This window comes from Thermaurantiacus sp., assembly GCF_053487655.1.
Genome location: NZ_JBRCLD010000096.1, coordinates 1 through 25,099 on the forward strand (window position 1 = coordinate 1; position 25,099 = coordinate 25,099).

Consider the following 25,099-nt stretch of genomic DNA (forward strand, 5'->3'; position numbering starts at 1 on the left):
GTGGAACACGCGAGCCCGCCTGACAACCAGGTCGCCCGGCCAGTATGGGCTGCCGCGGCGACCGCAGGGCCCCCAGCCGGGCAACCAAGGAGACGAAAATGCCCAAGTTGAAGACCAAGAGCGGGGTCAAGAAGCGATTCAAAATCACAGCGACCGGCAAAGTGAAGCATGGTGTTGCCGGCAAACGCCACCGGCTCATCAGCCACAATGGCAAATATATCCGCCAGAACCGCGGCACCGCAGTTCTTGCCGAATCGGACGCTCCGACAGTGAAGCTGTGGGCGCCCTACGGCCTCAGATAGGAGACGCAGCATGGCACGCGTGAAGCGCGGGGTGACTGCACGCGCCCGTCACAAGCGGGTCCTCGAGCAGGCCAAGGGCTATTATGGTCGGCGCAAGAACACGATCAAGGTGGCGCGCCAGGCAGTCGAGAAGGCCGGGCAATATGCCTATCGCGACCGGCGGGTGAAGAAGCGGACCTTTCGCGGCCTGTGGATCCAGCGGATCAATGCGGCTGTGCGCGAGTTCGGCCTCACCTATGCAAGCTTCATGCATGGGCTGAAGCTCTCTGGCCTCGAACTCGACCGCAAGATGCTCGCGGACATCGCCTTCCACGAGCCCGACGTCTTCAAGGGGATCGTCGGCGAGGTGAAGGGCGCGCTGGACGCGGCGACGGCCTGATCCCAGCCTCTCCGGGGGCCCGACCATGGCGGCCGACCTTGACGCGCTGCGCGCGCGGTATCTTGCGGATCTTGCTGCAGCCAGCACGCCCGATTCGGTCGAGGCCGTGCGGGTGGCAGCGCTCGGCAAGTCGGGAACGGTGACGGCGCTTCTCAAATCGCTCGGCGGTCTTGCAGCCGACGAGAGGCTTCGCCTTGCACCGGCCTATCAGGCGCTCCGGGAGGAACTGGCAGGCGCGATCGAGGCGAAGAAGGCGGCACTCGAGGCGGCCGCGCTCGAGGCCCGGCTTGCCGCCGAGCGGATGGACATGTCGCTTCCGGTGCTCCCTGAGCCGACGGGCTCAATCCACCCGATCGCGCGGGTGATGGACGAGCTTGCCGAAATTTTCGCTGACCTTGGCTTCGCGGTCGCCGAAGGGCCCGAGATCGAGGACGACTGGCACAATTTCACTGCCCTCAACATTCCACCCGAGCATCCGGCGCGGGCGATGCACGATACCTTTTATCTGGCAGGCGCGCCCGAGGGCCGGGTGCTTCGCACCCACACCTCGCCAGTTCAGATCCGCACCATGACCGGCGGCACGCCCCCCATCCGCATCATCGCGCCCGGCCGGGTCTATCGCTCGGATTCGGATGCAACCCACACGCCGATGTTCCACCAGGTCGAGGGGCTGGTGATCGACCGCGATACCCACATGGGCCACCTCAAGTGGACGCTTGAGACGTTCGTTCAAGCCTTCTTTGGAGTGGATGACGTGGTGCTGCGACTGCGGCCGAGCTTCTTCCCCTTCACCGAGCCTTCGGTGGAAGTCGATGTCGGTTGCTCCTGGGAGGGCGGCCGCCTCGCTATCGGCGGCAGCGCATCCTGGCTTGAGATCCTGGGTGCCGGTATGGTCCACCCCAAGGTTATCAGCAATTGCGGTCTCGACCCTACGGAATGGCAGGGATTCGCATTCGGTTGCGGGATCGACCGGCTGGCCATGCTCAAATATGGCATGACGGACTTGCGCGCCTTCTTCGACGCGGATCTCAGGTGGCTCAGGCACTATGGCTTTCGCGCTCTCGACGTCCCCACGCTCTCGGGGGGCGTATCGGCATGAAGCTGCCGTTGTCCTGGCTTCGCCGCTATCTTGCGACCGAAGCTGATGCCGCCGTGATTGCCGATGTGCTGACCCGGCTCGGGCTCGAAGTGGAGGAGATCACTAGCCCGGCGGAAAAGCTCGCCTCCTTTACCATTGCCCGCGTGGTGGAAGCCGTGCGCCATCCCGAAGCCGACCGGCTCCAGGTGCTGACGGTGGACACTGGCCAAGGGGCGCTGGTCCAGGTGGTCTGTGGGGCACCCAATGCGCGGCCCGGCCTCGTCGGTGTGTTCGCTGCACCCGGAACCCTTGTGCCGGGTACCGGTCTCCGGCTGAAGGTGACGGCCATTCGCGGGGTCGAATCGCGGGGCATGATGTGCTCGGCGCGCGAGCTTGAACTCGGCGATGATCATGCCGGCATCATCGAGCTGCCGGAGGATGCGCCGGTGGGGGCACCCTATGCCCGCTGGGCGGGACTCGACGACGCCGTGATCGAAGTGGCGATCACGCCCAACCGGGCCGATTGCATGGGCATTTACGGGATTGCGCGCGATCTCGCGGCTGCCGGGGTGGGAACCCTCATGCCGGTAGAGGCGCCTGCGCTCGCCGGCAGCTTCCCCTGCCCGGTCAATATTGCAATCGAGGACTGGGATGGGTGTCCGGCCTTCTTTGCCCGGGCGCTTCGCGGGGTAAGAAACGGGCCCTCGCCGCCATGGCTGCAAGATCTTCTTGGAAAGGCTGGCCTGAGGCCGGTCTCGGCGCTGGTGGATGTCACCAACTATTTTGCAATCGGCTTCGGCCGGCCGCTCCATGTTTATGACATCGCGAAACTCGAGGGCGGGCTGGTGGCGCGCCGCGCGCGGCCGGGCGAGACGCTCGCGGCGCTCAACGGCCGGACCTATGCGCTCGACGCGAGCATGTGCGTGATCGCCGACTCGCGCGCGGTCCACGACATCGGCGGAATCATGGGCGGGGCCTCGTCTGGAGTCTCGGAGGCGACGACCGACGTTCTCATTGAGTCCGCCTGGTTTGCGCCCGCACGGATCGGTGCCACTGGTCGCGCGCTCGGGATTGCGTCTGAGGCGCGTGCCCGGTTCGAGCGCGGAGTCGACCCGGCGCTCGTGGGGCCCGGCCTCGATCTCGCTGCTGCGATGATGCAGGCGCTCGTCGGCGGCGAGGTTTCGGAGCCGGTCCATGTGGGTGCGCTGCCGGCGCTCGACCGGGTGATCCGCTTCGCGCCCGCGACGACGGCGCGGCTTTCCGGCCTTACGGTGCCGGAAGGCGAGCAGCGCGCCATCCTCGAACGGCTCGGCTTTGCCGTGTCACCCGACTGGGCCGTGACTGTTCCTTCCTGGCGGCGCGATGTCGAGGGGCCGGCTGATCTCGTCGAGGAAGTGGTGCGCCTGGTCGGGCTCGACCGGATTGCCTCGACACCGCTGCCACGCGCACCAGGTGTGGCGCGGCCGGTTGCAACACCTGCGCAAATGGTGGAGCGCCGGGTGCGCCGGGCGCTTGCAGCGCGCGGGCTCAACGAGGCTGTCACCTGGAGCTTCATCGCCGAGGCGGAAGCTGCGCGGTTCGGCGGTGGCATGCACCGGCTCCAGAACCCGCTGTCCGCCGAACTTGCCGTCATGCGGCCGTCGCTGTTGCCGGGGCTTGTTGCGGCGGCAGAGCGCAACATGGCGCGTGGCGAGCGGAGTGTGCGGCTGTTCGAGCTTGGCCGGCGCTATTTGGCCGAGGGTGAGCGGATGACGGCGGGGCTGCTGCTCGCCGGGGAGGCGCGGCCGCGCCACTGGCAGACTGGCAAGGCCCGCGGCTTCGACGGGTTTGACGCCAAGGCGGCAGCGCTTGCTGCTCTCGCTGCAGCTGGCGCACCTGTTGAACGGCTTGCGGTTCGCCAGCCGGGCCCGGCCTGGTATCACCCGGGCCGCTCGGCCGAGCTGGTGCTGGGCAAGGTGGTGCTGGCGGCCTTTGGCATGCTCCACCCGACGCTCGCTCTCGATCTTGGTGACGTGGCTGTCGCCGAAGTCTTCCTCGACTCCGTGCCAGCCGCGCGCGGCAAGCGAAGCGCCTTCAGCCCGAGCCCGCTGATGCCTCTTCGGCGGGACTTCGCCTTCCTGGTGCCGGAGGCGCTGGCGGCCGAGGCGCTGCTGCGCGCCGTCGAAGGCGCCGACCGCGACCTCATCGCCCGGGTTGAGCTGTTCGACCGCTTTACTGGAGCTGGCGTGCCGGAAGGCCAAGTGAGCCTGGCTGTCGCCGTCACGCTCCAGCCGCGCCAGCGCACCCTGACAGACGCTGATCTCGCTCTCTTCTCCGCCGCGGTTGAGGCTGCCGCGGCGAAGCTCGGGGCAACACTGCGATCCTAGCCGGGCAGCCGGCCTGCGTTCATATGCTCCTGGGTGACGGGGATGAGGCGCATTTCCACCCGCCGGTTCTTGGCCCGGCCCTCTGGTGTGTCGTTGGATGCGATCGGCTGGTTGAAGCTGAAGCCGCGAGTCTCGATTCGGGCCTCGTTTACACCAAATCCGATGAGGGTGTTGGCGACCGAGCGGGCGCGCTCTTCGGACAGCCGCTGGTTGAGTTCGGCCGAGCCGGTGTTGTCGGTGTGGCCGAACACGCCGATGATGGTGGAGGGGTAGGAGTTGAGTATCCCGGCAAGCTCTTGAAGCTCGCTGCGCAGCTCCGGCCGCACCATCGCCGAGCCGGTTGCAAAGGTGATGTTGTCGGGGAAGGTGAGCTGGATCTCGTCGCCCTTGCGTTCGACCTCTATTCCCGTGTTGGCGGTTGCGGCGCGCAATTCGCGCTCCTGCCGATCCATGTAGCCGCCAACGGCGCCGCCCAAGACCGAGCCCACGCCAGCGCCGACAAGTGCTCCCGTGCGGCCGCCAATTGCGCCGCCAATCAAGGAGGCTCCGGCAGCAGCTGCAAGCGCGCCCTTGCCGCCGCGAGTCACCTGCCGCTGGCCAGTTTCGGGATTGGTGGCGCAGCCGCCAGCCAGGAGCAGCGCGGCAAGCGCGCCCGCAGCTATCATCTTCGTGCCCTTGCTCATGTGCTCTCCTCTCTTGTGCGGGAAACAAAACCTCTGTGCGTATCTACTCCAGCCCGTGGCAGAGGCGCCAGTGGTGCTCTCGCATTCGGCGGCATGGATTGTGCCCAGGCCGCAATCCGGGCATAGAGCCAAGGCAGCGCCATGTCCGCTTTCCCGTGGGGCGATGTCGCCCTCATTCTTGCCCTCGTCCTCCTGAACGGTCTCTTTGCCGGCGCCGAGCTCGCCATCGTCTCGGCGCGGCGGCCGCGGCTCCAGCTCCTCGTCAAGCGTGGTGTCCGAGGCGCAGCGACTGCGCTTGCGCTCCACGACGAGCCCGGCCGTTTTCTCTCTGCCGTGCAGGTCGGGATCACGCTCGTTGGGATCGCCAACGGGGCCTTCTCGGGTGCGCGGCTTGGCGGACCTCTCGCCGAGCGGCTTGCAGCGCTCGGGGTTCCAGAGACGATCGCTGAACCAGTTGCGCTTGCGGCGGTCATCCTCATCGTCACCTATCTTTCGCTCATCATTGGCGAACTGGTGCCGAAGCAGCTGGCACTGCGTGCGCCCGAGCGGATCGCAGCACAGGTGGCGCCGGCGATGGCGGCGCTGGCGCGCCTCTTCATGCCGGTTGTGAGCCTGCTCGATGCCTCGACAGCGCTCGTCTTCCGCCTTCTCGGCTTGCCTCGCGCAGGCGAGACAGGAGTGACCGAAGAAGAGCTACGCTCGGTGGTGGCAGAAGCCGAGAGTGCTGGCGTCATTGAGGAGAAGGAGCGGGCGCTCATCACCGGGATCATGCGCATGGCCGATCGCAGTGCGCGCGGTGTGATGACGCCAAGGGTCGAAGTGGACTGGCTTGATGCCGACGCGCCGGAGGCGGTGGTGAGGGAGCGGCTGATGGAGACTCCGCACAGCCGGCTGGTACTGGCCGAAGGCGCGGTCGACCGGCCGATCGGGATCATCCAGTCGCGCGATGTGCTCGCTGCACTGATTGCCGGGGGTCCGCTCGACTTGCGCCAGCTGATGCGCAAGGCCCCGGTGGTGCCCGACGTTGCGGACTCGATGGCGGTCTTGACCGCGCTGCGGGATTCCGGAGTGCCGATGGCGTTCGTCGTCGACGAGTATGGCCATTTCGAGGGGGTCGTGACGCCCTCTGACTTGCTTGCGGCGATCGCCGGTGAGTTCCGCTCCGATCTCGATGAGGGCGAGGAGCCTTCGGTTGTGACGCGCGACGACGGCAGCCTGCTGGTTGCCGGCGGGATGCCGGCCGATGAGCTCGCCGAACGGCTCGGCTTCGCGCTTGCGGACGAGCGCGATTATGAGACGGTTGCTGGATTCGTTCTCGCCGAGCTTGAGCATATTCCCGAGACTGGCGAGCATTTCGACGCCCATGGCTACCGGTTCGAGGTGGTCGACATGGATGGGCGCAAGATCGACAAGCTCCTCGTCCGCAGGGTGGAGTCGGATCCGAGCTGATGCGGCTCTGGCTTCTCCTGGCTTTGCTCCTGGTGCCCTGGACGCTCGGCTGCGCCTTCATCGGGCTGGCGATGCGCGATGGCAGCCGGCTGGTGACGGACATCGGCCGCTGGGCAGGCTATCCGGCGGTGGAGACCCAGCTTCTTGCAACCGCGTTGGGGGAGGCCGGTCCGGCCGGGCAAGCCCTGGTGGTTGCGGTCTGGGTTGCCGGCGCCCTGCTCGCAATCGGCCTTGGTGCGATTATGCGCGCCAGTCGCTAAGGGTCAGCAGGACGGGCCAGAATCGGGCTCGCTTGCCGACGGCCCGATGATATGATCTTCAAGGTCCCCTGCGTCGGCTTCGCTGATCGTCCAGCCGCGCACTGAGGCGCCGGCGCGGTGGACCGCCTCGCGGTCGCCGCAGACCAGATGGTGCCAGGGCGGGAGCGGCTGGCCAGCGGCGACTCGGCGGTAGCCACAGGTCGAAGGCAGCCAGTCAAGCTCGGTGACAAGGCCCGGGCGGAGCTGAACGCAGTCTGGCACATGGGCCTTGCGGTTGGCATAGTCAGTGCAGCGGCAGGTCTCGCGGTCAAGGAGGCGGCAGGCAACGTTGGTGCGCCAGAGCCGTCCGGTCTCCTCCTCCTCGAGCTTGTGGAGGCAGCATTTGCCGCAGCCATCGCACAGCGCTTCCCATTCCTCGCGGCTCAGCTCGTCAAGCCCGAAACGTTCCCAGAAGCGCGCGCGCATCAGCGAACATGCGCTTCGAGCATCGAGGTGACGGCCTGCGGCTTGGCATCCGGGCCGGCGAGGAAGGCAATTGGCCTACCGTCAGGATCGAACAAATAGACGACGGCCATATGGTCGATAAGATAGCTCTCCTTGCTCGCCCCATTGATACGGCGAGCATAGACCCGGAAGGCTTTCAAAGTGTCAGCGATCGTGGCCTCGCTGCCAGTGAGGCCAATGAGCCGTGGGTGGAAGTTGTCTGTAAATTCGGCAAGTACTGCCGGCGTGTCGCGCGCTGGGTCGACAGTCACGAAGATGGGCTGGACTTGCGCGCCGCGCGCTGGCTCCGCCTTCTCGAAGGCGGCAAGGCCGGCGGCCATGTTGGCAGTGTCAACCGGGCAGACGTCTGGACAAAAGGTGTAGCCGAAATAGATGAGGCGCCACTTGCCGGCGAAGTCTGACCAGCGGGTTGGTTTGCCCATCTCGTCCACAAGCTGGAATTCGCCGCCGATGGCGCTGCCCTCGAGGTTGCCGCGGGCGCGGGTCTCGGGGCGCAAGAGGATGAGGGTCGCAGCCAGCGCTGCGGCGACGAGAAGGATTGCAGCCGTGGGGAAGAGGCGCGAACGGGTGATCATGCGGTGGCTATATGGCCTATTTCCGGCATCTGCAGTAGTCGCCATAAAGCAGGTGTCATGAGAACAGGTGTCATGCCATTCATGAGATCGCTCCTTCTCGCCTTTCTCATCATCCTTGCCGTGCCACCGGCTGCAGCACAGTTCTCGGATGCGTTCAATTTCATGAAGGCGGTGCGCGACCGTGACGTGCTCGCTGCCAAGAGCCTCATCGACAAGCCGGGCAGTGTCGTCATCAATGCCCGTGACCGGGACAGCGGCGACACGGCGCTCCATATCGTCACCCGTCGGCGGGATGCGCCGTGGATGCGGTTCCTGATTGAGGCAGGTGCCGACGTGAACGCCCGCGACCGCGAGGGCAACACTGCACTCATCATTGCTGCCCAGTCCGGTTTCACGGACGGGATTCGCCTGCTTGCTGCCTTCAAGGCCAATCCGAATGCGACCAACAACAAGGGCCAGACGGCGATCTTCCGGGCTGTCCAGCTGCGTGATGCGGCAACCGTGCAATTGCTTCTTGCCATGGGAGCTGACCCCGACATTGCAGAGCACCAGACCGGCATGAGCGCGCGCGAGATCGCTGCTGCTGATCCCCGTGCCGGCGCGATCGGCAAGCTGCTTGCCGAGACACCGGGGCGCGCCCGCCGGCCGGTGTCGGGCCCGACGCTGTGAAGCCTGCGTGAACGCGCCGCCTACAGCGCGTGGCCGCGGGACCCGCCCGCTCGGGCTCGATCAGCCCGGTGTGGAAGTGCGCACGCTGGTGCGGATCCGCTGGGCGGCAACACTTGGCCAGCTTGCGACCACGCTGGTCGTCGGTTTGGGGTTCGGCTTTCCTATCCCCTGGTGGCCGGTGCTTGCCGCCGTCGGCGCCGGAGTCTCGCTGAACCTCGGCCTCATCTGGCTCTATCGCGCCCAGGATCGGCTCGATGGCCCGAGCGCCTTCTGGAACTTGGCCTTCGACCTTGTCCAGATCTCGGTGCTCTTGTTCCTGACCGGCGGGCTCTTGAACCCGTTTGCGCTATGGCTGCTGGTGCCAGTCACCATTTCGGCAACCCTGCTTTCGCTGCGGGCGACTGCACTTCTCGTGCTTGTGGCACTCGGTCTTCTGGCCCTCCTGTGGCAGCGGGCGCTGCCCCTGCCGTGGGAGGATGGCGGCATCCAGTTCCCGCCCCTCTATCATCTTGGCATCTTTCTCGCCATCGGACTTGGGATGGGGTTCCTTGCTGCCTATGCTTGGCAAATCTCGAACCAGGCCCGGCGACGGCAAGCAGCGCTGGTGGCGACCCAAGCTGCGCTCGAGCGCGAGAGCCGGATGAGCGCGCTCGGCAGCCTGGCAGCAGCGGCTGCGCACGAGCTCGGCGGACCGCTTGGCACCATCACGCTCATTGCCCGCGACCTTGAGGACATGTGGGGCAAAGACCCGGCCATCGGCCCAGACATCCGCCTGCTTGTCCAGGAAGTGGCCCGCGCCCGCGATATCCTCGAGCGGATTGCGCTCCGCGCCGAAGCCGAAGACCCGTTTCCTGACGTGCCATTGCCAGCGCTGTTGCGCGAAGTGGTCGAGCCGTTTGAGCCCACGCGCGTGCCGGTGGCAATAGAAGTGCCATGGGCGCCGCGCGGCGGGCCGGTGGTTCGGCGCTCCCCCGAACTGTTGCACGGCCTTGGCAATCTGGTCTCGAACGCGCTTCGCCACGCTGCTGCGCGGGTTGTCATCAGCGGTGGCGAATCGCCGCAGCATCTGTGGGTGACGGTGGCGGATGACGGGCCTGGATTTTCTGAGGACCTGCTCCCCAGGTTGGGCGAACCCTTTCTCGGACCGTCTTTTTCCGGCTCCGGAAGCACTGGTCTTGGCATCTTCATCGCCACCACGCTGCTTGAACGCACGGGGGCGCGCCTCAGCTTCGCGAATAGACCCCAGGGCGGTGCGACCGTAGAAATCCGCTGGGCACGTGCCGATATCGAGGCGGGCGCACGGGTGCTGCGCAAGGAAGAGAGTCGATGACAGAGGCCGAAATTGCGGAGCGGCACGGAAGCTTGCTCCTTGCTGACGATGACAATGCGTTCCGCCAGCGCTTGGCGCTGACCCTTGGCCGGCGCGGTTTTGATGTGACGGCGGCTGCAAGTCTTGCCGAGGCACGGGCACTCATTCCCCAGCTCCGGCCAGACTATGCCGTGCTCGACTTGCGGCTCGGCGACGGCAACGGCCTGGATCTCGTGGCCGAGCTGCGCCAGGCGCGCGATGACACGCGTGTGGTCATCCTGACTGGCTATGGCAATCTCGCAACGGCAGTCGCTGCAGTAAAGGAAGGGGCGATCGACTATCTGGCAAAGCCTGCCGACCCGGAGGATATTGTCAATGCACTCCTGGCACCGGGCGGCGAGAAGCCAGAGCCGCCAGCCGAGCCCATGTCGGCTGACCGCGTGCGCTGGGAGCATATCCAGCGAGTCTATGAGCTGTGCGACCGCAATGTCTCAGAGACAGCGCGGCGTCTGAAGATGCATCGGCGAACGCTCCAGCGCATCCTTGCCAAGCGCTCGCCGCGCTGAGAAAGCTTGAGGTAAGCCAAAGGAGGGCGGCGTCACGCGCTTCTGGCCCTGCAACATGCCCGGCGGGTCAAGGGGGGAACGCGTTGACGGATTGGCGGCGAGACGGGAGCCTGGCCGGCAAGGGTTCCCCTTTCCTCCTTCGATCACGTGGATGCTCGCAGGTTGCGCGCAAGGCCAAACGCCTGCGCAAGCGGCGCGCCCGGAGAGCGCGGGTGGGATGCCCCTTTGGCCTCAGGCCTTGTAGAGGGCTTCGAGGCGGGGGCCGTAGACCTGCCTCAGCACATGGCGGCGGATCTTCATCGAAGGGGTTAGCTGCGCGTTCTCAACTGTGAAGGGCGCATCGGCGAGGATGATGCGGCGCACCTTCTCGGTGGTGGCGAGACCGGCGTTGACCCGGTCGACCGCGGCCTGGACTGCGCGCAGGAGGTCGGGCGAAGCGCGGGCCGCTTCGGGCGCAAGACCGCGGCTCCGGCCCCAGTCGGCGACGAATTCGGGATCGGGCACGACAACGCCGACGAGGTGGGGCCGCTGGTCGCCATAGACCATCGCCTGGGCGATCTCCGGCTGGAGGGTGAGCATGCCCTCGACCCTCTGCGGCGCGACATTCTCGCCCTTGTCGTTGACGATGATGTCCTTCTTGCGGTCGGTAATGACAATGTGGCCGTCATCGTCGATGTGGCCGATATCGCCGGTGTGCAGAAGGCCGTCGACGAGCACCCGCTCGCTTTCTTCCGGGTTGTTCCAGTAGCCGTGCATGACGAGCTCGCCAGCAACACAGATCTCGCCATCCTCGGCAATCTCGACATGGACGTCGCGCAGCGGCGGGCCGACCGTGTGCATCTTCAGTTTCGCCGCCGGGCGGTTGCAGCTGATGACCGGGCCGGCCTCGGTCTGGCCATAGCCCTGGAGGATGGTGAGACCGAGAGCGTCGAAAAAGCGGCCGACGTCGGGATTGAGCGGTGCGCCGCCCGAGACCATGGCCTTGAGCCGGCCGCCGAAACGGGCCCGGACCTTGCGCCTGAGCGTGCGCTCGACGAGGAAGTCGGCAGGCTTGTCGAGCAAGCCAAGCCGGCCATGCTGGGCGCGCTTGGCGGCGAGTTTCTGGGCCAGTCCGAGCAACCGAGGCGCAAGTCCGCCCTGCTTTTCGATGGCCTTGAGCATGCGTGCGCGCAGCACTTCGAACAGCCGTGGCACGACCACCATGATGGTGGGCGACACCTCCTCGATATTGGCGGCGAGCTTCTCGAGCCCCTCGGCATAGGCGATTTCGCCGCCAAGCCCGATCGGCAGGAACTGGCCGGCCGTGTGCTCATAGGCGTGGCTGAGCGGCAGGAAAGAGAGGAAGCGCTCGCGGCCAGTGTCGGGGAAATCGGCCCGGATGATCTCGATGCAGCCAGCGACATTGTGGAGGATTGCGCCATGGTGTTGGCGCACGCCCCGCGGCGCGCCGCCAGTGCCGGAGGTGTAGATGAGGCAGGCGGTGTCGCTGCGCTTCATTACCGCCTCGGCAGCGACGTCGGCCGGGTCGGCCGGATGGCGGGCGATGAGATCGGCCATGTCATGGAAGGCGAGCGCTTCGGTCTGGACTCGGCGCAGCGGCTCCATGGCGACGATGGTGCGGCAGCTGCCAGTCTGGTGGGCGGCCTCGATTACGCCGCGGGCGAGCCGGGCGGTGGAGACGACGACGGCTGTCGCGCCGCAGTTGGCGAGCACATGCGCATGATCGCGCACCGTGTTGGTGGTATAGGTGGGCACCGAAATGCCGCCGGCCGCCATGATGGCAAGGTCGGCAATGGCGAATTCGGGCCGGTTTTCACTGACGAGGGCAACCCGGTCCCCGCGCCGGACGCCGATCGCCTGGAGCGCACGGGCAAAGCGGGCGACTTGCCCGGCAACTTCCGTCCAGCTGAGGCTTTGCCATTCCCCCTTGATTTTGCGAAGAAGGAAGGGGGCGTCGCCTTGCGCGCGGGCGCGGGCGAAGAAAAGTTCCACGAGATTGTTCCAGTGCTCGGTATCACGGCCGGCAGCGCGCTCGGCCGCGCGCAGCCGTTCCGCCTCGAGAATGTCTTCGCGGGTCATGGTCTCCCTTCCTGCTCGGCCGCGCGTGCCGCGCCTTCGCTGCGCGGGTCTGCTGCTCCGCGCCAGACCGTCCCCTCGCGGCTGATGGCATTTGCCTTCAATGGCAGCATCGCCGGCTCGACGCTGTGTCCAAGCGCCTTCCATGTCGCTGCCATTCCCTCGAGCCTGGAACCTGCCTCGTAGCGGATCCCGCGCCGGTCGGCCATGATGCCGGGCACGGCGAGCGCTTGGTCGACGGGCATGCCCCAGTCGATGATGGCGATGACCGCGCGCGCGACCTGGGCGATGATGGTCGCACCTCCAGCTGCGCCGAGTGCTGCCTCAAGCTGGCCATCGGCGCCAAAGATGAAGGTGGGTGTCATGGAGGAGCGGGGGCGCTTGCCAGGCTCGACCCGGTTGGCGGCAGCACGGCCGTCGCGGGTGGGGACAAAATCGAAATCAGTCAGCTCATTGTTGAGGAAGAAGCCCTTGACCAGCAGCCCCGAGCCGAACGGCGCCTCGATGGTGGACGTGACATTGGCGACTCGACCCTGGGCGTCGGCGGCAACGAGGTGACTGGTTGCTGGCACGTCAAGAAGGCGCTGCATTGCCCGCGGTTGCTCGCCATCCGGCGTGCCGGCGCTGACGGATGTCATGGCGCGATCGATGCGGATGAGCGCCGAGCGGCGGTCAAGATAGGCGCGGCTGACCAGGGCTTCGACGGGCACGGGGGCGAACGCCGGGTCACCGACCCAGGCTTCGCGGTCCGCCATTGCCAGGCGCATTGACTCGGCAATCAGGTGCCAGGCGAGCGGGTTGTCTGGCCCGAGCCGGGCAAGATCGAAGCGCTCAAGCTGGCCGAGGATCTGGAGGAGCGCGATGCCGCCGGCCGAGGGTGGGCCCATGGAGCAGATGCGCCGCCCGCGATAGGTCCCGCACAGCGGCACGCGCTCGGTCACGCGATAGGCGGCGAGGTCGGCCGCGGTCAGTGCCGCCGGGTTGGCGAAGGCCGTCCCGACCGCGGTGGAGATGGCCTCGGCGATAGTGCCGGTATAGAAGGCATCGGGCCCGTCGCGGGCGATCGTCTCAAGCGTTGCGGCAAGCTCTGGCTGGCGGAGTCGATGGCCTTCCGGCCAGACTTGGCCCTTGGCGTCAAGAAATATGGCAGCGGCCGAGGGCGAGGCGCGCAGGAGATCTGCGCGAAAGCCGGCGAAGCGGACGAACCGTTCGGAAAGCAGGATCCCGTCGCGCGCCATGGCGATCGCGGGTTCAAACAGAGTGGCCCAAGGCAGCGTCCCCCAGCGCCTGTGCATTTCCGCTGCAAGGCGGATGACTCCGGGAACGCCGACCGACTTGCCACCGGGCACCGCCTCGCGGAAGCCCATGGGGGTGCGGTCGGGTTTCAGGAAGCGGTCGGGTGTGGCAGCCGCGGGTGCGCACTCCCGGCCATCAAGAGCTGCGATTTCGCCCGTTGCTGGGTCGTGCCACATGGCAAAGGCGCCGCCACCGATTCCACTCGACTGACCCTCGACGACCGTGAGCGCGATCATGGTGGCAATCGCGGCATCCGCCGCACTTCCACCCTTGGCGAGCATAAGGGCACCCGCCTCAGCAGCGCGCGGGTCAGCAGCGGAGACCATGGCGGAACCCTTGGCCGTTGCAACGGGGCGGACCGTCTGGCCCCATTGCGGCTCATAGGTGAGGATGCTGGCCGCCGTTTCGACGGGAGCCGGCGCGCTCGATACGGTGGCGCAGCCGCCAAGCGCTGCAAGAAGGAAAAGAAACACGAAGCACTGGGGCATTAGCCAGGCGGCATAGAGGCGGTGCGGCCCCTGCTCAACCATCGCGAAGATCCGCCCCCACAGCCTCGCGCACGCTTGACAGCCCATCGCGGGCAAGAAGCTCGGCAAGGCCGGCGTTGAGCCGAGCCGGGAGACCAATGCCTTCGTAGGTGAGCGCCGTATAGAGCTGGATGGCACTCGCCCCAGCCCGGAGCTTGCGATAGGCCTGCTCGGCAGTTGCGACGCCACCGACACCGACGAGCGGCACCCGTCCGCCAAGCCGCTGGGCAAATTCGCGCAGAATGGCAGTCGAAGGTGCGAAGAGCGGCGCGCCGGATAGGCCGCCGGCCTGGTTGCGGTTGCGCGCGCGTAGCGTCTCGGGCCGGGCAAGCGTGGTATTGGCGACCACGAGCGCTGCAACCGGTGCTGCCAGCACGGCCTCGGCGATTGCGTCCATCTGCGCACTGTCAAGGTCGGGAGCGACTTTCAGGAATAGCGGTGGACCTTGCGCGCCACGAGCCTCAGTGGCGGCGGCAAGGAGCTCGGCAAGCGCTGCGCCCTGGAGGCCGCGCAGCCCTGGCGTGTTGGGCGACGAGATGTTGAGCGTGATGAAGGCCGCGACGTGCCGGACGGCAGCAACAGCCCGGGCGTAGTCGGCAATGCGGTCGGGGCTGTCTCGGTTGGCGCCGACATTCACTCCAAGCCGGGGGTCTGTGGCAAGGCGGGGCAGGGCCGCTGCGATGCCGCCATTGTTGAAGCCAAGCCGATTAATGATGGCGCCATCCTCGGCCAGGCGGAAGACGCGCGGACGCGGATTGCCGGCCTGTGGGCGCGGTGTGAGCGTGCCGACTTCAACAAAGCCAAAGCCGGCGCGGAGCATCTGCCGCCACACCCGCGCATCCTTGTCGAAACCGGCGGCAAGCCCGATGGGCGAAGGAAGTTGGAGACCAGCGAAGCAGGTTGCGAGGATTGCAGGCGGGTTTGGCGCCCGAGGCGCGCCGAACCGTTCGAGGCCGGCGATGGCAAGCGCGTGCGCGCGCTCCGGTTCAAGAAAGCGCAGGAAGCCGGAGGCGAAGGTTCGCATAGGCAACACGCGATGGCCGGTTTGTCGAATTTCTACAATCGGCCGAAAGCACAATCGACTATGTCCCGATTGCGACCCAGGGGCAGCCAGGCCGCAGCAGGGCAGGGAACCGGGATCTTCCCTTCCTTGCTCCGTTGCCGACGGATGCCCTCACTTTCCGGCCCCGTTGCGGCCTTGCAGCCGCCGGGGCCTTTTTCTGGTCGCAACTGCTGCTGATTGCGTGCATTGACCTTTCTTGCTTGAGGCCGCATGACCTGGGGTCTGAGGTCGTATGCAGCGCAGATCTTACGGCAAACGCTGACTGATGGCGCGATTCTGCAGGATGAGAGCCGGCACCAAGCCACTTCGGCCAGGAGGTGCCGAGTGACAGACCCAAGCCTCTCGCTCCATTACTATCCTCCTTCGCCGGCGCTGAGGGGCCTTATCTCAAGCTACTATGTGTTCAACTTGGGTGCGCGCCAGGTCCGCGACATTCTGCGCGCGGAAGTGGCGCAAGTCCGCTTTGTCCTTCGCGGTCATGGCTATATCGCCTATGGCGACAACCCGTTTGAGCCGATGCCGGTTACCAGCCTTGCCGGTCCTTCGGGAAGTGCGATCCGCTTCCATGCCTTCGGCCCGTTCCGGCTGATCGGAGTCGGTCTCCTGCCCGCCGGTTGGGCAGCCCTCATTGGCGAAGAGGCAAGCCGCTATGCGGATCGCTTGGTCGACCTTTCCGGGCTCGCTCCGGCGCTGGTGCGGGAGGCGCTCCTTCAGATGCAAGAGGCGCGCGATCATGCCGGCTTGTGTGCTGCCGCTGACCGGCTCTTTCTTGCGCTCGCCGAGCGCGCACGGACGCCGCCCTTGTGGCTGACTCGCCCAACCGACGCTTGGCTCGTCGGCTCGCCTTCGCCTGATGTGAACGCGCTTGTCGCTGCGCTTGGCATGTCGAACCGGCAAGTGGAGCGAATGGTCGCTCGTGTCTATGGCGCCAGCCCAAAATATATGGCGCGCAAGTATCGCACCCTGCAAGCCGCGGTCCGGCTCGGACTCCGGCCCGACCTCGGTTGGCAGGGTGCGGCCGGGACCGCCTTTTACGACCAGTCGCACTTCATCCGCGACTTCCGCCACTTCGTCGGAATGACACCGGGCCAGTTCATCGCTGGCGGAACCCCTTGGTTGACTCGGCTCACCATTGCCAAGCGCAGCTGCGGTGCAGCGCTGCCCCAGCTCATCCGCGCCAGCTAGCCTGAGGCTCCGGCTTTTTTTGCCTGTTCCCAGGCGCGCTCGGCCAGGGGCTCGACCGTGCTTGCCATGGCTTTGGCATGCGGGTTGGCGGCCGTGCCGCGTGCCACCCGGCCGCGGATGCCATGGACGATCGCTGCCAGGCGAAACATATTGTAGGCGATGCAGAAGTCCATGATGGCTTCGACTTCGGCGGGATTGCGCCCGGTGCCAGCGCAGTAGCGTGCGATATATTCCGCCTCGGTTGGGATATTGAGGGCTTCGAGGTCGGCCTCGGCAAGACCCACCGTCCCGGTTGGCGGCATGCGATACATCATGAGATGATAGGAAAAATCGGCGAGCGGGTGGCCGAGCGTTGACAGTTCCCAGTCGAGGACGGCCAGCACCCGCGGCTCGTCAGGCGCGAAGATCATGTTGTCGCAGCGATAGTCGCCATGGACGATAGCGGTCTCGTCGCCCTCTGGAATATTCTGCGGCAGCCATTCGACGAGGCGGTCCATCGCTTGGACGCGGCCGGCATCGGGAATGTCATCTACATAGCTTTTCGACCAGCGGCCGATCTGGCGGGCGAAATAATTGCCGGGCTTGCCGAAGTCGCCAAGGCCGACGGTTTGCGGGTCGATGCTGTGCAGCCGGGCGAGCGTGTCGCACATGGCCTCGAAGTGGGCCCGGCGGCTTTCGCGCGGGACGTCAGGAAATGTGCCATCCCAGACAATCCGGCCCTCAACGCAATCCATCACATAGAACCAAGTGCCGATGACGGTCTCGTCGGTGCACAGGCCCCAAGGTCGGGCGACGGGAAAGCCGGTCGGGTGGAGCGCGGAAATGACCCGATACTCGCGGTCGACAGCGTGGGCGGACTTGAGCAGCTGCCCCGGCGGCTTGCGGCGCAGCACATAGGCCCGGCCGGGTGTCAACAGCTTGTAGGTGGGATTCGACTGGCCACCCCGGAACTGGCGGACTTCAAGCGGGCCCTTGAACCCCTCGACATGGGCTTCCATCCACTCGGCAAGAGCTGCTTCGTCGAACCGGTGCGCCTCTCGCACGGCATCGGTGCCTTCGAACTGCTGCTGGCGACTTGCCATGTCGGTCATGCGTTCCTCCCCGACCTCTTGCGGTCCCCTATGCTTTGCGGTTGAGCTCCCGCCAGCCGATATCGCGGCGAAACAGGGCATCTGCAAATCGGATGCGTTCGATTGCGGTATAGGTTGAATCTGCCGCCGCGCGCAGGGTTGCGGCCTGGGTGCCGACGGTCATCACGCGCCCGCCGGCTGCGACCAGCCCCCCGCCTTCACGCCGGGTCCCGGCGTGGAATACGGTTGCGCCACAAGTCTCGAGCCCTTCGATGGTGCCGCCGGTTGCCGGCGGGCCCGGATAACCGCGTGCTGCCACGACGACGGCGATGGCCGCGCCAGGCTTCCACCTCACCTTCTGCCCAGCGAGACGGCCTGTCGCGGTGGCGTGGAGAAGCGCGAGGAGGTCGCTTTCAAGGAGCAGCATCAGCACCTGGCATTCCGGATCCCCGAAGCGGACATTGTATTCGATGAGTTTTGGTCCGGCGGCCGTCAGCATGAGGCCGGCGAACAGCACGCCGGAGAAGGGCGTGCCGCGGCGGGCGAGCGTGGCAAGCGTTGGCCGGATGATCCGGTCCATGGTCTCGGCCTCCATGGCGGGCGTGAAGACCCGGGCTGGGGCATAGGCGCCCATGCCGCCGGTATTCGGCCCCGTGTCGCCCTCGCCAACGCGCTTGTGGTCCTGCGCAGCAAGGAGCGGCAGCGCCTCCGTTCCGTCGGCAAGGACGAAGAAGCTGACCTCTTCGCCGGCAAGACATTCCTCGATGACGACTTCTGCGCTCGGCACGCTGAACAGGGCCTCGAGGGCCGCGTCGGCTTCAGCGAGCGTGGCAGCGACTGTGACGCCCTTCCCGGCTGAGAGGCCATCGGCCTTGACGACGATCGGCGCACCCGTGTGGCGGACATGGGCGCGTGCTTGCTCGAGGGCAGTAAAGCGGGCCCAGCTGGCGGTCGGGATGCCGGCCTCGTCGCACAAGGCCTTGGTGAAGCCCTTGGATGCTTCGAGCCGGGCGGCGGCTGCAGAGGGGCCGAAGACGGCAAGGCCTGCGGCCCGGCAGGTATCGGCAACGCCAGCAGCGAGCGGCGCTTCCGGCCCGACGACGACGAGATCGATCCGTCGCTCCCGGGCGAAGCGGGCGACGGCTGCACCGTCGAGGATGTCAAGGCCTGGCTCGACCATGCCGACTGCGGCCATCCCAGGGTTGCCGGGGGCGCTTATCAGCCATGCGAGCTGGGGCGACTGCGCCAGCTTCCAGGCCAGCGCATGCTCGCGCCCGCCTGATCCCAGCAGCAGCACTCTAAGCCGTTCCATGGCTACGGCCTAGGCCAGCCGCTTGCTGGCGAAAAGCCCCTCCCGGGCCCTTCCGGCCTTGGCGCCACGGCCTGGATCAGGCACATCAGCGCCATGGCGACCTTGGCAGCGAATCTTCCCGAGCTCAGCGTCTCCGAGCTTTCGGCCGCGCTCAAGCGCACCGTGGAAGCGGCGTTCGGGCTGGTCCGCGTGCGAGGCGAAATTTCCGGCTTCAAGCGCCATGCCTCGGGCCATCTCTACTTCGCCCTTAAGGATGCGGACGCAGTCATCGATGCCGTCATGTGGCGCGGCGTTGCCGCGAGCCTCGCCTTCCAGCCCGAGGACGGGCTCGATGTCGTGGCGACTGGGCGGCTTACCACCTATCCGGGCCGGTCGAAATACCAGATTATCGTCGAGCGGATGGAGCCAGCCGGTATCGGCGCTCTGCTCGCACAAGTGGAGGAGCGGCGCCGACGCCTTGCCGCCGAAGGGCTGTTCGATGCAAGCCGGAAGCGCCCGCTGCCGTTCCTGCCGCGGCGCATCGGGATCGTGACCTCGCCCACCGGAGCCGTCATCCGCGATATCCTGCATCGCCTTGCTGACCGGTTCCCGAGCGAGGTTCTTCTCTGGCCAGTGCCAGTGCAGGGTGAAGGCGCCGAGGCCCGCATCGCCGCTGCCATCCGCGGTTTTGGCCGGATGCCTGAAGGCGAGAGACCCGATCTCCTCATCGTCGCCCGCGGCGGCGGCTCGATCGAGGACCTGATGGCCTTCAATGCCGAAGAGGTGGTGCGCGCGGCAGCAGCATCGCCCATCCCGCTCATCTCGGCTGTCGGCCACGAGACGGACACGACCCTCATCGACTTTGCTGCCGACCGCCGAGCGCCGACGCCGACTGCCGCAGCCGAGATGGCAGTGCCAGTCCGGGCCGAGCTGGTGCAGCGCGTGACGGATCTCGGCGCCCAGCTGCTTGGCGCTGCCAGCCGGCGACGGAGCTTGCTGGCCGAGCGAGTGGCCGGGCTTGCCGCGCGCCTGCCGCGCCCGGCGAGCTTGGTCGAGCAGCGCCGGCAACGCCTCGACGATGCCGCCGAGCGCCTTCCTCGCGCCGTCCTTGCCCTCGCGTCGCGCCGACGGGACCTGCTCGTTCGGTCGGCGACAGCGCTTCCGCGCGCACTCGGGCTTGGCGTCGCGCGGGCCCGAACCCGTCATGCCGCAATCGCGGCTCGCTTGCGGCCGGAGCTGTTGCTGGCTTTCGTCATGCGCGGCCGGCGGGCGTTGGATGCCGCCGTAAGGCTTGCGCAGTCGCTGTCCCCCGATGCAACGCTTGCGCGCGGCTATGCCCTTGTGCTTTCGGCGGACGGTCGGCTGCTGGCGGATACATCGGCCGTCTGTGCGGCAGGCGATGTCAGGTTGCGCTTGCGTGACGGCGAAGTGGGGGCAAGCGTTGCGGCGCGGGGGGCGCGGTCCGGGCCGCGCAAAGACAGGCAAGGGCAAGGCCGGCTGCTGTGAGGAAGGGACGATGCTGAAGCTTTCCGCCGGGCGCCGGGCACGGCTGCGCTACCTTCCCGGCTCCTACCAGGTGCTCGAGCAGGGGGACCATGTGCTGTGCGCCGTGACAGCCGACGTCATTCCGCTGGCCGCGCTGCGCTACTGGAGCCATGAATTGCAGGAAGCCTTCCGCGACGCCGAGACCGCGAACTGCCGCTATCGCGAGGCGCGCGCTGCCGGCCTGCTGTAAACGCTCCTGGCATGCGCTCGACTGCAAAGGCGCGCACCATGATGCTGGCGGCGATGCTGGCGTCGCTGGCGTCGTCTGCGGCAGCCAAGATGCCGTTCCGGACCGAAGGCCAGTTCACGCCTGGCGGCCTCGTGACTGTCACGCTGCCACCCGGCGCGCGCGACTTCCGCGTGAACGGCCAAGCCGTGCCAGAGGCATCCCCCGGGGTGCACCTCATCGGGTTCGGCCGGGACGAGACTGGCACCGTGCGACTGTCGGCGCGGGCCAGCGACGGCAGCCTCCTTGCCACCGAAGTCCCGCTCGCGCCGCGTCGGTTCAACATCCAGCGGCTGCCGGCCCTGGGTGTCACCGACACGCCGCCACCAGAATGGGTCAAGCGCCGCGAGGTCGAAATCGCAAAAACGCTGGCCGCAAAGCGCGAGGCGGCAGTGCGGACGGGCGATTCCGTTGGCTGGCGGGAGCCTTTCCGCCTGCCTGTTTCCGGCCGCATCACCGGTGTCTATGGCTCGCAACGAATCTTCGGCACGCTCCCGCGCAACCCGCACTGGGGGCTCGATATCGCTGCACCCACAGGAACGCTGGTCCGGGCGCCAGCTGCCGGCATTGTGCGGCTGGCCGACGGGCCGTTCCTCATCGAGGGCAATCTGGTGCTTCTCGACCATGGTGCAGGGCTTGTCTCGGTCTATATCCACCTCGACGATATCCGGGTGAAGGCCGGCGATTCGCTCCGGGCTGGTGATGTCATCGGCACCGTTGGCACGACTGGGCGGTCGACTGGGCCACACTTGCACTGGGGCCTGTCGTTGCTGCGGGCCAGCGCAGGAGAGGCGCCGCCGACCGAAGTGCGGCTTGACCCGGCACTCCATCTCGCCCGCGGCCGGTAGGCAACTGTTGCGGGTGCGCCACAGCGCTGGCGCGTCCGTGCACGGCCATGCGTCTGCCGCTTTACAGCTTTGCGGCAGTTCGGAGATAGGGACGCTGTTGGAGGTGTGGCGAGCAAGCCTCGTCGCGCCGCTTGCCCCGGCAGTTCGCGCTGCCGGCTCGGAAGGGGAAATATCTCATGACGCATCTTTCGCGCGCTGCGCTTCGGGGCGGGGCTGCCTCGCTTGCGCTCTCGATCGGCTTCCTCGCGGCGCCCGCGTTCGCCCAATCGACAGCGGCCACGGCGGATGCGCCCGACACGATCATCGTGACCGGCACCCGGATCGCCCGGCCGAACATCGAGCAGTCCAGCCCGGTTTCGGTCATCGACGAGACGGAGATCAGCTTTCGCCAGCCGCTTGCTGCCGAAGAGTTTCTGCGTGAACTGCCTGGCGTTGCGCCCAACATCGGCCCGGGCGTCAACAACGGCACCAATGGCTCGGCCCAGATTGACCTTCGTGGCCTTGGTTCGAACCGTAACCTCGTGCTGCTGGACGGGCGTCGGGTCGTCCCCGCCACCACAGCTGGCGTCGTCGACTTGAACAATATTCCCGTGGCCCTCCTCGAGCGCGTGGACGTGCTGACGGGTGGCGCCTCCACGCAATATGGTGCTGACGCTATCGCCGGTGTTGTCAACTTTGTCACGCGGCGCAATTTCACCGGGGTTGACAGCTCAACCAATGTCGGCCTTGCCGAAGAAGGCGATGGTCGGATCTTCCGGACGGACCTGACTGTCGGTGCGAGCTTCGACGATGGTCGCGGCAATGCCGTCCTCTCGATCGGCTACTCGGATTCGAACCCGGTCCTCCAGGGCGACCGGCCGTGGGGCGCGGTCTCGCTTTCGTCCACGACCGGCCTGCCGCAGGGCTCGGCAACAGCGACACCTGCCACCATCCTCTTCCCCTTCACGGCGGCAGTGAACCCAGAAGAGGGCCGGCTCGATCGTGGCCGCACAGTCAACTATAACTTCAACCCGTTGAACGTCTACCAGACGCCCCTGGAGCGCTACTCGATCTTCGCCAAGGCGAGCTATGAAGTCTCGGATCAGGTCGAAGTCTATGGGCAAGCGCAATATGTGAAGTCGGTGGTCGATCAGCAGATTGCCCCTTCAGGGACCTTCTTCTCGACCGTCAACCTGCCGATTTCCAACCCGTTCTTGACTCCGACGATGCGCGAGCAGCTGTGCGCTGGCTATGGCATTTCGCCCGAAGCCTGTGCCACGGCAGCAACCGTTACCAACCCGAATGCGCCTGGCTATATTGAGCGGCCAATCCAGATCGGCCGACGCTTCACGGAAGCCGGGCCGCGGCGGACGAATTTTGCCACCGACATGTTCCAAGTGACGGCTGGCGCCCGCGGTCCGCTGACTGACTCGATCGACTGGGATATCTATTTCTCCTATGGGGAGTCCGAGCGGACCAACACTTCGACTGGCCAGGGTTTGCGGTCGCGCCTGCAGCAGGCTCTGCGTGCCACCAGCCGGACAACCTGTGTTGATCCCAGCAATGGCTGTGTTCCCATCAACCTGTTCGGCGCTGATGGCACCATCACGCCGGCCATGTTCGACTTCCTGAACGTTGCGACCTTCAGCTTCAACAAGCAGCAGTTTACGACCATCCAGGGAACGCTTTCGGGTGATTTCGGTTATACCTCGCCCTTGGCTGAGAACCCCGTCGCCTTCGCCTTCGGCGGCGAGTATCGCAAATACAAGGGTGCAACGGGTGGTGACGGCCTTTCGCGCCAGTCGGGTGAAGTGCTCGGCGCCGGTGCGCCCGCCCTTCCCATTGTCGGCGAGTATGACACGCGCGAGTTCTTTGGCGAACTTAACGCGCCGCTCATCTCTGGCCGGCCCCTCTTCCAGGAGCTCACCATTGAGGGGGGGGTGCGCTATGCCGACTATTCGACGAGCGGTGGCAACCTGACCTATAACGCCGGGGGCGGTTGGGCTCCGTTTGAAGGGGTCCGATTCCGCGGGAACTATGCCCGCGCGGTTCGCGCGCCGAACCTTGGCGAACTGTTCCAGCCGCAAGTGACCTTCCTCACCAATCGGACGGTCGACCCTTGTCAGCTTGCGCTCCCGCTTGCGAATCCGACGGTGCGTGCGATCTGCGAGGAGCAGCTGCGCCTTGTGGGTGCGCCGCTCTCCCTCATCGGCAGCATTCCAGCGCCGATTGCGGGTCAGATCAACGCGACTTCCGGCGGTAACCCGGACCTCGACCCCGAGAAGGGGACGACTTGGTCCGCCGGCGTGGTGGTCTCGCCGCGGTTCCTCCCGAACTTCACGGCAACCGTCGATTATTACAATATCCGAGTGGCGGATGCGATCAGCTCCCCAAGCCAGGCTGACATCATCGACGGCTGCTTCGGGCAGACCGACCCGCGCGATCCGCGCTGCCTTTCCATCCGGCGGAACCCGCTGACCGGCGGTCTCTCGGGTCCGAATGATACGACCTTCGGTCCATTCCTGGGCTCGTCAAACCTCGGCAAGATCGCAACCGATGGCATTGACTGGTCGCTCAGCTGGCGGACCGAGCTTGGTCCGACCACCTTTGGCATTTCGATGATCGGCAACTACACGTTCTCGAACAAGTTCCAGGCCACCCCGACTTCGCCCAACCGCGAGTGCGCTGGCTACTACTCGATTTCGTGCGGACCGATCCTGCCGACCCTGTCGTTCCAGCTTCGGCCCACCCTGAGCCTCAAGACGGGCACCGACATTTCGCTCCGTTGGCGATATATCGATGGCGTCGAGCTGGAGCCGCTGGTGAACAAGGCGACGATCTTCGACGCCTATGAGTCAATCGATGCCTACAACTACTTCGATCTCGCGATCGCCCAGCAGATTGGCGAGAATGTCCGGATCACCTTCTCGGTCGAAAATCTGGCTGACAAGGATCCACCCGTCGTCGGCAACACGGTGGGGACGACCGCTTTCAACAGCGGGAACACCTACCCGACCACCTATGACGCGATCGGGCGGAAGTACCGGCTTGGAGTGAACCTCCGCTTCTAGATGGCCGGGTTCAGGGGCGGTGAGGGCGGATCCGGTACCCCGGGTCCGCCCTTTCTGCGTGAGGAGGGCGTGCAAGGAGCATGCGCACGGCCTTGTTTGCGCTCCTCCTCTTTTCTCCCGTGCTGGCGCAGCTAACGGCCGGGGCCCTGGGCAAGCTCGGCCGCAGCCACCCGGACGATATGTGCTGCGATACTCACCGGAGCATTGGAAACGGCGCTCGACGGGAACGGATGGGCAAGATCAATGCCGAATGGAAGCGCCTTGTGAGCAACAACAATATCGTCGCGCGCGAAGTCCAGGAATAGAACCTCCCTCTCTCCAGCCCGAGCAACGGACGATGCTTCCTCTGGCAGAGCCGGCCCTTGGGGTAGGGCCGCTGCCCGGACCCGTCGAGGCCGTGGGCGTGTGCGCCCCGAGGTCAGGCCGCCTGGTCAATCCGCGTTGCCGCGATCTCCGGTACCAGCAGAAGCGCGCCGTCGGCGTCCTCAACCCGGATGGTCGAGCCGTCGGCGACCTCGCCTGACAGCAAGAGGTCGGCGAGCGGGTCGACGAGATGGCGCTGGATCGCCCGCTTAAGCGGCCGCGCCCCATAGACCGGATCATAGCCGACGCGGGCCAGCCAGGCACGCGCGCCCTCGGTTACGTCGAGCCGGATCTTGCGATCCCTGAGCAGCCCCTCGACGCGCCGGATCTGGATATCGACGATGGCGCCCATGTGGCTCGGCGCAAGACGGTGGAACAGGATGATCTCATCCAGCCGGTTCAGGAACTCCGGTCGGAAG

At 66.4% G+C, this 25,099-nt stretch carries 23 protein-coding genes and 1 pseudogene; 15 read left to right on the top strand and 9 right to left on the bottom strand.

Annotation, left to right across the window (positions count from 1 at the left end; translation table 11 throughout):
* Positions 1–98 precede the first annotated feature (98 nt).
* From rpmI to pheT, 4 genes are read left to right on the top strand one after another with little or no spacing between them, the layout of a single operon-like run.
* A complete protein-coding gene (rpmI, locus tag ACWIQA_RS09445) occupies positions 99–302 on the top strand; it encodes a 50S ribosomal protein L35 (RefSeq protein WP_448582822.1) in 204 nt (67 codons plus the stop codon).
* A gap of 10 nt (positions 303–312) precedes the next feature.
* Complete coding sequence (rplT, locus tag ACWIQA_RS09450; protein ID WP_448582823.1) at positions 313–681, top strand: 50S ribosomal protein L20; 369 nt, start codon at positions 313–315, stop codon at positions 679–681.
* A gap of 25 nt (positions 682–706) precedes the next feature.
* On the top strand, positions 707–1,780 hold the full coding sequence (pheS, locus tag ACWIQA_RS09455; protein WP_448582824.1) for a phenylalanine--tRNA ligase subunit alpha: 1,074 nt from the start codon (positions 707–709) through the stop codon (positions 1,778–1,780).
* Positions 1,777–4,125 carry a phenylalanine--tRNA ligase subunit beta gene (gene pheT / locus ACWIQA_RS09460; protein WP_448582825.1) on the top strand — a complete coding sequence of 783 codons (2,349 nt, stop codon included), beginning with the start codon at positions 1,777–1,779 and terminating at the stop codon, positions 4,123–4,125. The genes pheS and pheT overlap by 4 nt, the downstream gene beginning before the upstream one ends.
* Here the strand turns inward: pheT and ACWIQA_RS09465 are convergent.
* A complete protein-coding gene (locus tag ACWIQA_RS09465) occupies positions 4,122–4,808 on the bottom strand; it encodes an OmpA family protein (protein ID WP_448582826.1) in 687 nt (228 codons plus the stop codon). The two genes, pheT and ACWIQA_RS09465, sit on opposite strands and share 4 nt — an antisense overlap.
* 141 nt (positions 4,809–4,949) lie before the next feature.
* Here ACWIQA_RS09465 and ACWIQA_RS09470 point away from each other — a divergent pair, with 141 nt between their 5' ends.
* Together ACWIQA_RS09470 and ACWIQA_RS09475 are read left to right on the top strand one after the other, a co-directional pair.
* Positions 4,950–6,257 carry a hemolysin family protein gene (locus tag ACWIQA_RS09470; protein ID WP_448582827.1) on the top strand — a complete coding sequence of 436 codons (1,308 nt, stop codon included), beginning with the start codon at positions 4,950–4,952 and terminating at the stop codon, positions 6,255–6,257.
* Positions 6,257–6,517 carry a hypothetical protein gene (locus tag ACWIQA_RS09475; protein ID WP_448582828.1) on the top strand — a complete coding sequence of 87 codons (261 nt, stop codon included), beginning with the start codon at positions 6,257–6,259 and terminating at the stop codon, positions 6,515–6,517. The genes ACWIQA_RS09470 and ACWIQA_RS09475 overlap by 1 nt, the downstream gene beginning before the upstream one ends.
* Before the next feature lie 3 nt (positions 6,518–6,520).
* On the opposite strand, the gene ACWIQA_RS09480 is transcribed toward ACWIQA_RS09475, so the two are convergent.
* Both ACWIQA_RS09480 and ACWIQA_RS09485 read right to left on the bottom strand, forming a co-directional pair.
* Complete coding sequence (locus ACWIQA_RS09480) at positions 6,521–6,982, bottom strand: YcgN family cysteine cluster protein (RefSeq protein ID WP_448582829.1); 462 nt, start codon at positions 6,980–6,982, stop codon at positions 6,521–6,523.
* Entirely contained in the window at positions 6,982–7,596 is a 615-nt protein-coding gene (locus tag ACWIQA_RS09485) for an SCO family protein (RefSeq protein ID WP_448582830.1), read from the bottom strand. The genes ACWIQA_RS09480 and ACWIQA_RS09485 overlap by 1 nt, the downstream gene beginning before the upstream one ends.
* An 81-nt stretch (positions 7,597–7,677) precedes the next feature.
* On the opposite strand from ACWIQA_RS09485, the gene ACWIQA_RS09490 reads away from it, so the two are divergent.
* Genes ACWIQA_RS09490 through ACWIQA_RS09500 form a run of 3 tightly spaced genes read left to right on the top strand, consistent with a single transcriptional unit; the run spans position 7,678 to position 10,140 of the window.
* Positions 7,678–8,265: an ankyrin repeat domain-containing protein gene (locus ACWIQA_RS09490; protein WP_448582831.1), complete on the top strand. Its 588-nt coding sequence runs from the start codon at positions 7,678–7,680 to the stop codon at positions 8,263–8,265.
* 7 nt (positions 8,266–8,272) lie between these two features.
* Positions 8,273–9,595: an ActS/PrrB/RegB family redox-sensitive histidine kinase gene (locus ACWIQA_RS09495; protein ID WP_448582832.1), complete on the top strand. Its 1,323-nt coding sequence runs from the start codon at positions 8,273–8,275 to the stop codon at positions 9,593–9,595.
* Entirely contained in the window at positions 9,592–10,140 is a 549-nt protein-coding gene (locus ACWIQA_RS09500; RefSeq protein WP_448582833.1) for an ActR/PrrA/RegA family redox response regulator transcription factor, read from the top strand. Before ACWIQA_RS09495 ends, ACWIQA_RS09500 begins: the two co-directional genes overlap by 4 nt.
* 231 nt (positions 10,141–10,371) lie before the next feature.
* On the opposite strand, the gene ACWIQA_RS09505 is transcribed toward ACWIQA_RS09500, so the two are convergent.
* Genes ACWIQA_RS09505 through ACWIQA_RS09515 form a run of 3 tightly spaced genes read right to left on the bottom strand, consistent with a single transcriptional unit; the run spans position 10,372 to position 15,063 of the window.
* Positions 10,372–12,219, bottom strand: coding sequence for an AMP-dependent synthetase/ligase (locus tag ACWIQA_RS09505; RefSeq protein ID WP_448582834.1), 1,848 nt, complete (start codon positions 12,217–12,219; stop codon positions 10,372–10,374).
* Positions 12,216–13,985, bottom strand: coding sequence for a gamma-glutamyltransferase (ggt, locus tag ACWIQA_RS09510; RefSeq protein ID WP_448582835.1), 1,770 nt, complete (start codon positions 13,983–13,985; stop codon positions 12,216–12,218). The genes ACWIQA_RS09505 and ggt overlap by 4 nt, the downstream gene beginning before the upstream one ends.
* Before the next feature lie 49 nt (positions 13,986–14,034).
* Positions 14,035–15,063 carry a quinone-dependent dihydroorotate dehydrogenase gene (locus tag ACWIQA_RS09515; RefSeq protein ID WP_448582836.1) on the bottom strand — a complete coding sequence of 343 codons (1,029 nt, stop codon included), beginning with the start codon at positions 15,061–15,063 and terminating at the stop codon, positions 14,035–14,037.
* 363 nt (positions 15,064–15,426) lie between these two features.
* Between ACWIQA_RS09515 and ACWIQA_RS09520 the strand changes: the two genes are divergently transcribed.
* Positions 15,427–16,287 (top strand): helix-turn-helix domain-containing protein, encoded by an 861-nt coding sequence (locus tag ACWIQA_RS09520; RefSeq protein ID WP_448582837.1) that lies wholly within the window; start codon positions 15,427–15,429, stop codon positions 16,285–16,287.
* On the opposite strand, the gene ACWIQA_RS09525 is transcribed toward ACWIQA_RS09520, so the two are convergent.
* Both ACWIQA_RS09525 and purD read right to left on the bottom strand, forming a co-directional pair.
* Positions 16,284–17,369: a phosphotransferase family protein gene (locus tag ACWIQA_RS09525; protein WP_448582844.1), complete on the bottom strand. Its 1,086-nt coding sequence runs from the start codon at positions 17,367–17,369 to the stop codon at positions 16,284–16,286. The two genes, ACWIQA_RS09520 and ACWIQA_RS09525, sit on opposite strands and share 4 nt — an antisense overlap.
* Before the next feature lie 37 nt (positions 17,370–17,406).
* A complete protein-coding gene (gene purD, locus ACWIQA_RS09530) occupies positions 17,407–18,669 on the bottom strand; it encodes a phosphoribosylamine--glycine ligase (RefSeq protein WP_448582838.1) in 1,263 nt (420 codons plus the stop codon).
* 93 nt (positions 18,670–18,762) lie between these two features.
* Between purD and xseA the strand changes: the two genes are divergently transcribed.
* From xseA to ACWIQA_RS09555, 5 genes are all read left to right on the top strand, one after another.
* Positions 18,763–20,154 carry an exodeoxyribonuclease VII large subunit gene (gene xseA, locus ACWIQA_RS09535; RefSeq protein WP_448582839.1) on the top strand — a complete coding sequence of 464 codons (1,392 nt, stop codon included), beginning with the start codon at positions 18,763–18,765 and terminating at the stop codon, positions 20,152–20,154.
* A 10-nt stretch (positions 20,155–20,164) separates the two neighbouring features.
* On the top strand, positions 20,165–20,383 hold the full coding sequence (locus ACWIQA_RS09540) for a DUF2093 domain-containing protein (RefSeq protein WP_448582840.1): 219 nt from the start codon (positions 20,165–20,167) through the stop codon (positions 20,381–20,383).
* Between the two features lie 11 nt (positions 20,384–20,394).
* Positions 20,395–21,267: a M23 family metallopeptidase gene (locus tag ACWIQA_RS09545; RefSeq protein ID WP_448582841.1), complete on the top strand. Its 873-nt coding sequence runs from the start codon at positions 20,395–20,397 to the stop codon at positions 21,265–21,267.
* A gap of 176 nt (positions 21,268–21,443) precedes the next feature.
* Positions 21,444–24,317, top strand: a complete 2,874-nt coding sequence (locus ACWIQA_RS09550; RefSeq protein ID WP_448582842.1) for a TonB-dependent receptor plug domain-containing protein — start codon at positions 21,444–21,446, stop codon at positions 24,315–24,317.
* Positions 24,318–24,397: 80 nt separating this feature from the next.
* A complete protein-coding gene (locus ACWIQA_RS09555; protein ID WP_448582843.1) occupies positions 24,398–24,622 on the top strand; it encodes a hypothetical protein in 225 nt (74 codons plus the stop codon).
* Between the two features lie 113 nt (positions 24,623–24,735).
* On the opposite strand, the pseudogene ACWIQA_RS09560 reads toward ACWIQA_RS09555, so the two are convergent.
* A pseudogene (locus tag ACWIQA_RS09560) lies at positions 24,736–25,099 on the bottom strand (ATP-dependent chaperone ClpB); the annotation flags it as partial.

Coding starts and splice junctions, on each gene's coding strand:
- ACWIQA_RS09485 (WP_448582830.1), bottom strand. CDS start 7,596: ATGATCACCCGTTCGCGCCTCTTCCCCACGGCTGCAATCCTTCTCGTC.
- ACWIQA_RS09480 (WP_448582829.1), bottom strand. CDS start 6,982: ATGCGCGCGCGCTTCTGGGAACGTTTCGGGCTTGACGAGCTGAGCCGC.
- ACWIQA_RS09525 (WP_448582844.1), bottom strand. CDS start 17,369: ATGGCAAGTCGCCAGCAGCAGTTCGAAGGCACCGATGCCGTGCGAGAG.
- ACWIQA_RS09465 (WP_448582826.1), bottom strand. CDS start 4,808: ATGAGCAAGGGCACGAAGATGATAGCTGCGGGCGCGCTTGCCGCGCTG.
- rpmI (WP_448582822.1), top strand. CDS start 99: ATGCCCAAGTTGAAGACCAAGAGCGGGGTCAAGAAGCGATTCAAAATC.
- pheT (WP_448582825.1), top strand. CDS start 1,777: ATGAAGCTGCCGTTGTCCTGGCTTCGCCGCTATCTTGCGACCGAAGCT.
- ACWIQA_RS09555 (WP_448582843.1), top strand. CDS start 24,398: ATGCGCACGGCCTTGTTTGCGCTCCTCCTCTTTTCTCCCGTGCTGGCG.
- ACWIQA_RS09550 (WP_448582842.1), top strand. CDS start 21,444: ATGACGCATCTTTCGCGCGCTGCGCTTCGGGGCGGGGCTGCCTCGCTT.
- ACWIQA_RS09545 (WP_448582841.1), top strand. CDS start 20,395: ATGCGCTCGACTGCAAAGGCGCGCACCATGATGCTGGCGGCGATGCTG.
- pheS (WP_448582824.1), top strand. CDS start 707: ATGGCGGCCGACCTTGACGCGCTGCGCGCGCGGTATCTTGCGGATCTT.
- ACWIQA_RS09475 (WP_448582828.1), top strand. CDS start 6,257: ATGCGGCTCTGGCTTCTCCTGGCTTTGCTCCTGGTGCCCTGGACGCTC.
- rplT (WP_448582823.1), top strand. CDS start 313: ATGGCACGCGTGAAGCGCGGGGTGACTGCACGCGCCCGTCACAAGCGG.
- ACWIQA_RS09515 (WP_448582836.1), bottom strand. CDS start 15,063: ATGCGAACCTTCGCCTCCGGCTTCCTGCGCTTTCTTGAACCGGAGCGC.
- ACWIQA_RS09470 (WP_448582827.1), top strand. CDS start 4,950: ATGTCCGCTTTCCCGTGGGGCGATGTCGCCCTCATTCTTGCCCTCGTC.
- ACWIQA_RS09490 (WP_448582831.1), top strand. CDS start 7,678: ATGAGATCGCTCCTTCTCGCCTTTCTCATCATCCTTGCCGTGCCACCG.
- ACWIQA_RS09505 (WP_448582834.1), bottom strand. CDS start 12,219: ATGACCCGCGAAGACATTCTCGAGGCGGAACGGCTGCGCGCGGCCGAG.
- purD (WP_448582838.1), bottom strand. CDS start 18,669: ATGGAACGGCTTAGAGTGCTGCTGCTGGGATCAGGCGGGCGCGAGCAT.
- xseA (WP_448582839.1), top strand. CDS start 18,763: ATGGCGACCTTGGCAGCGAATCTTCCCGAGCTCAGCGTCTCCGAGCTT.
- ACWIQA_RS09540 (WP_448582840.1), top strand. CDS start 20,165: ATGCTGAAGCTTTCCGCCGGGCGCCGGGCACGGCTGCGCTACCTTCCC.
- ACWIQA_RS09500 (WP_448582833.1), top strand. CDS start 9,592: ATGACAGAGGCCGAAATTGCGGAGCGGCACGGAAGCTTGCTCCTTGCT.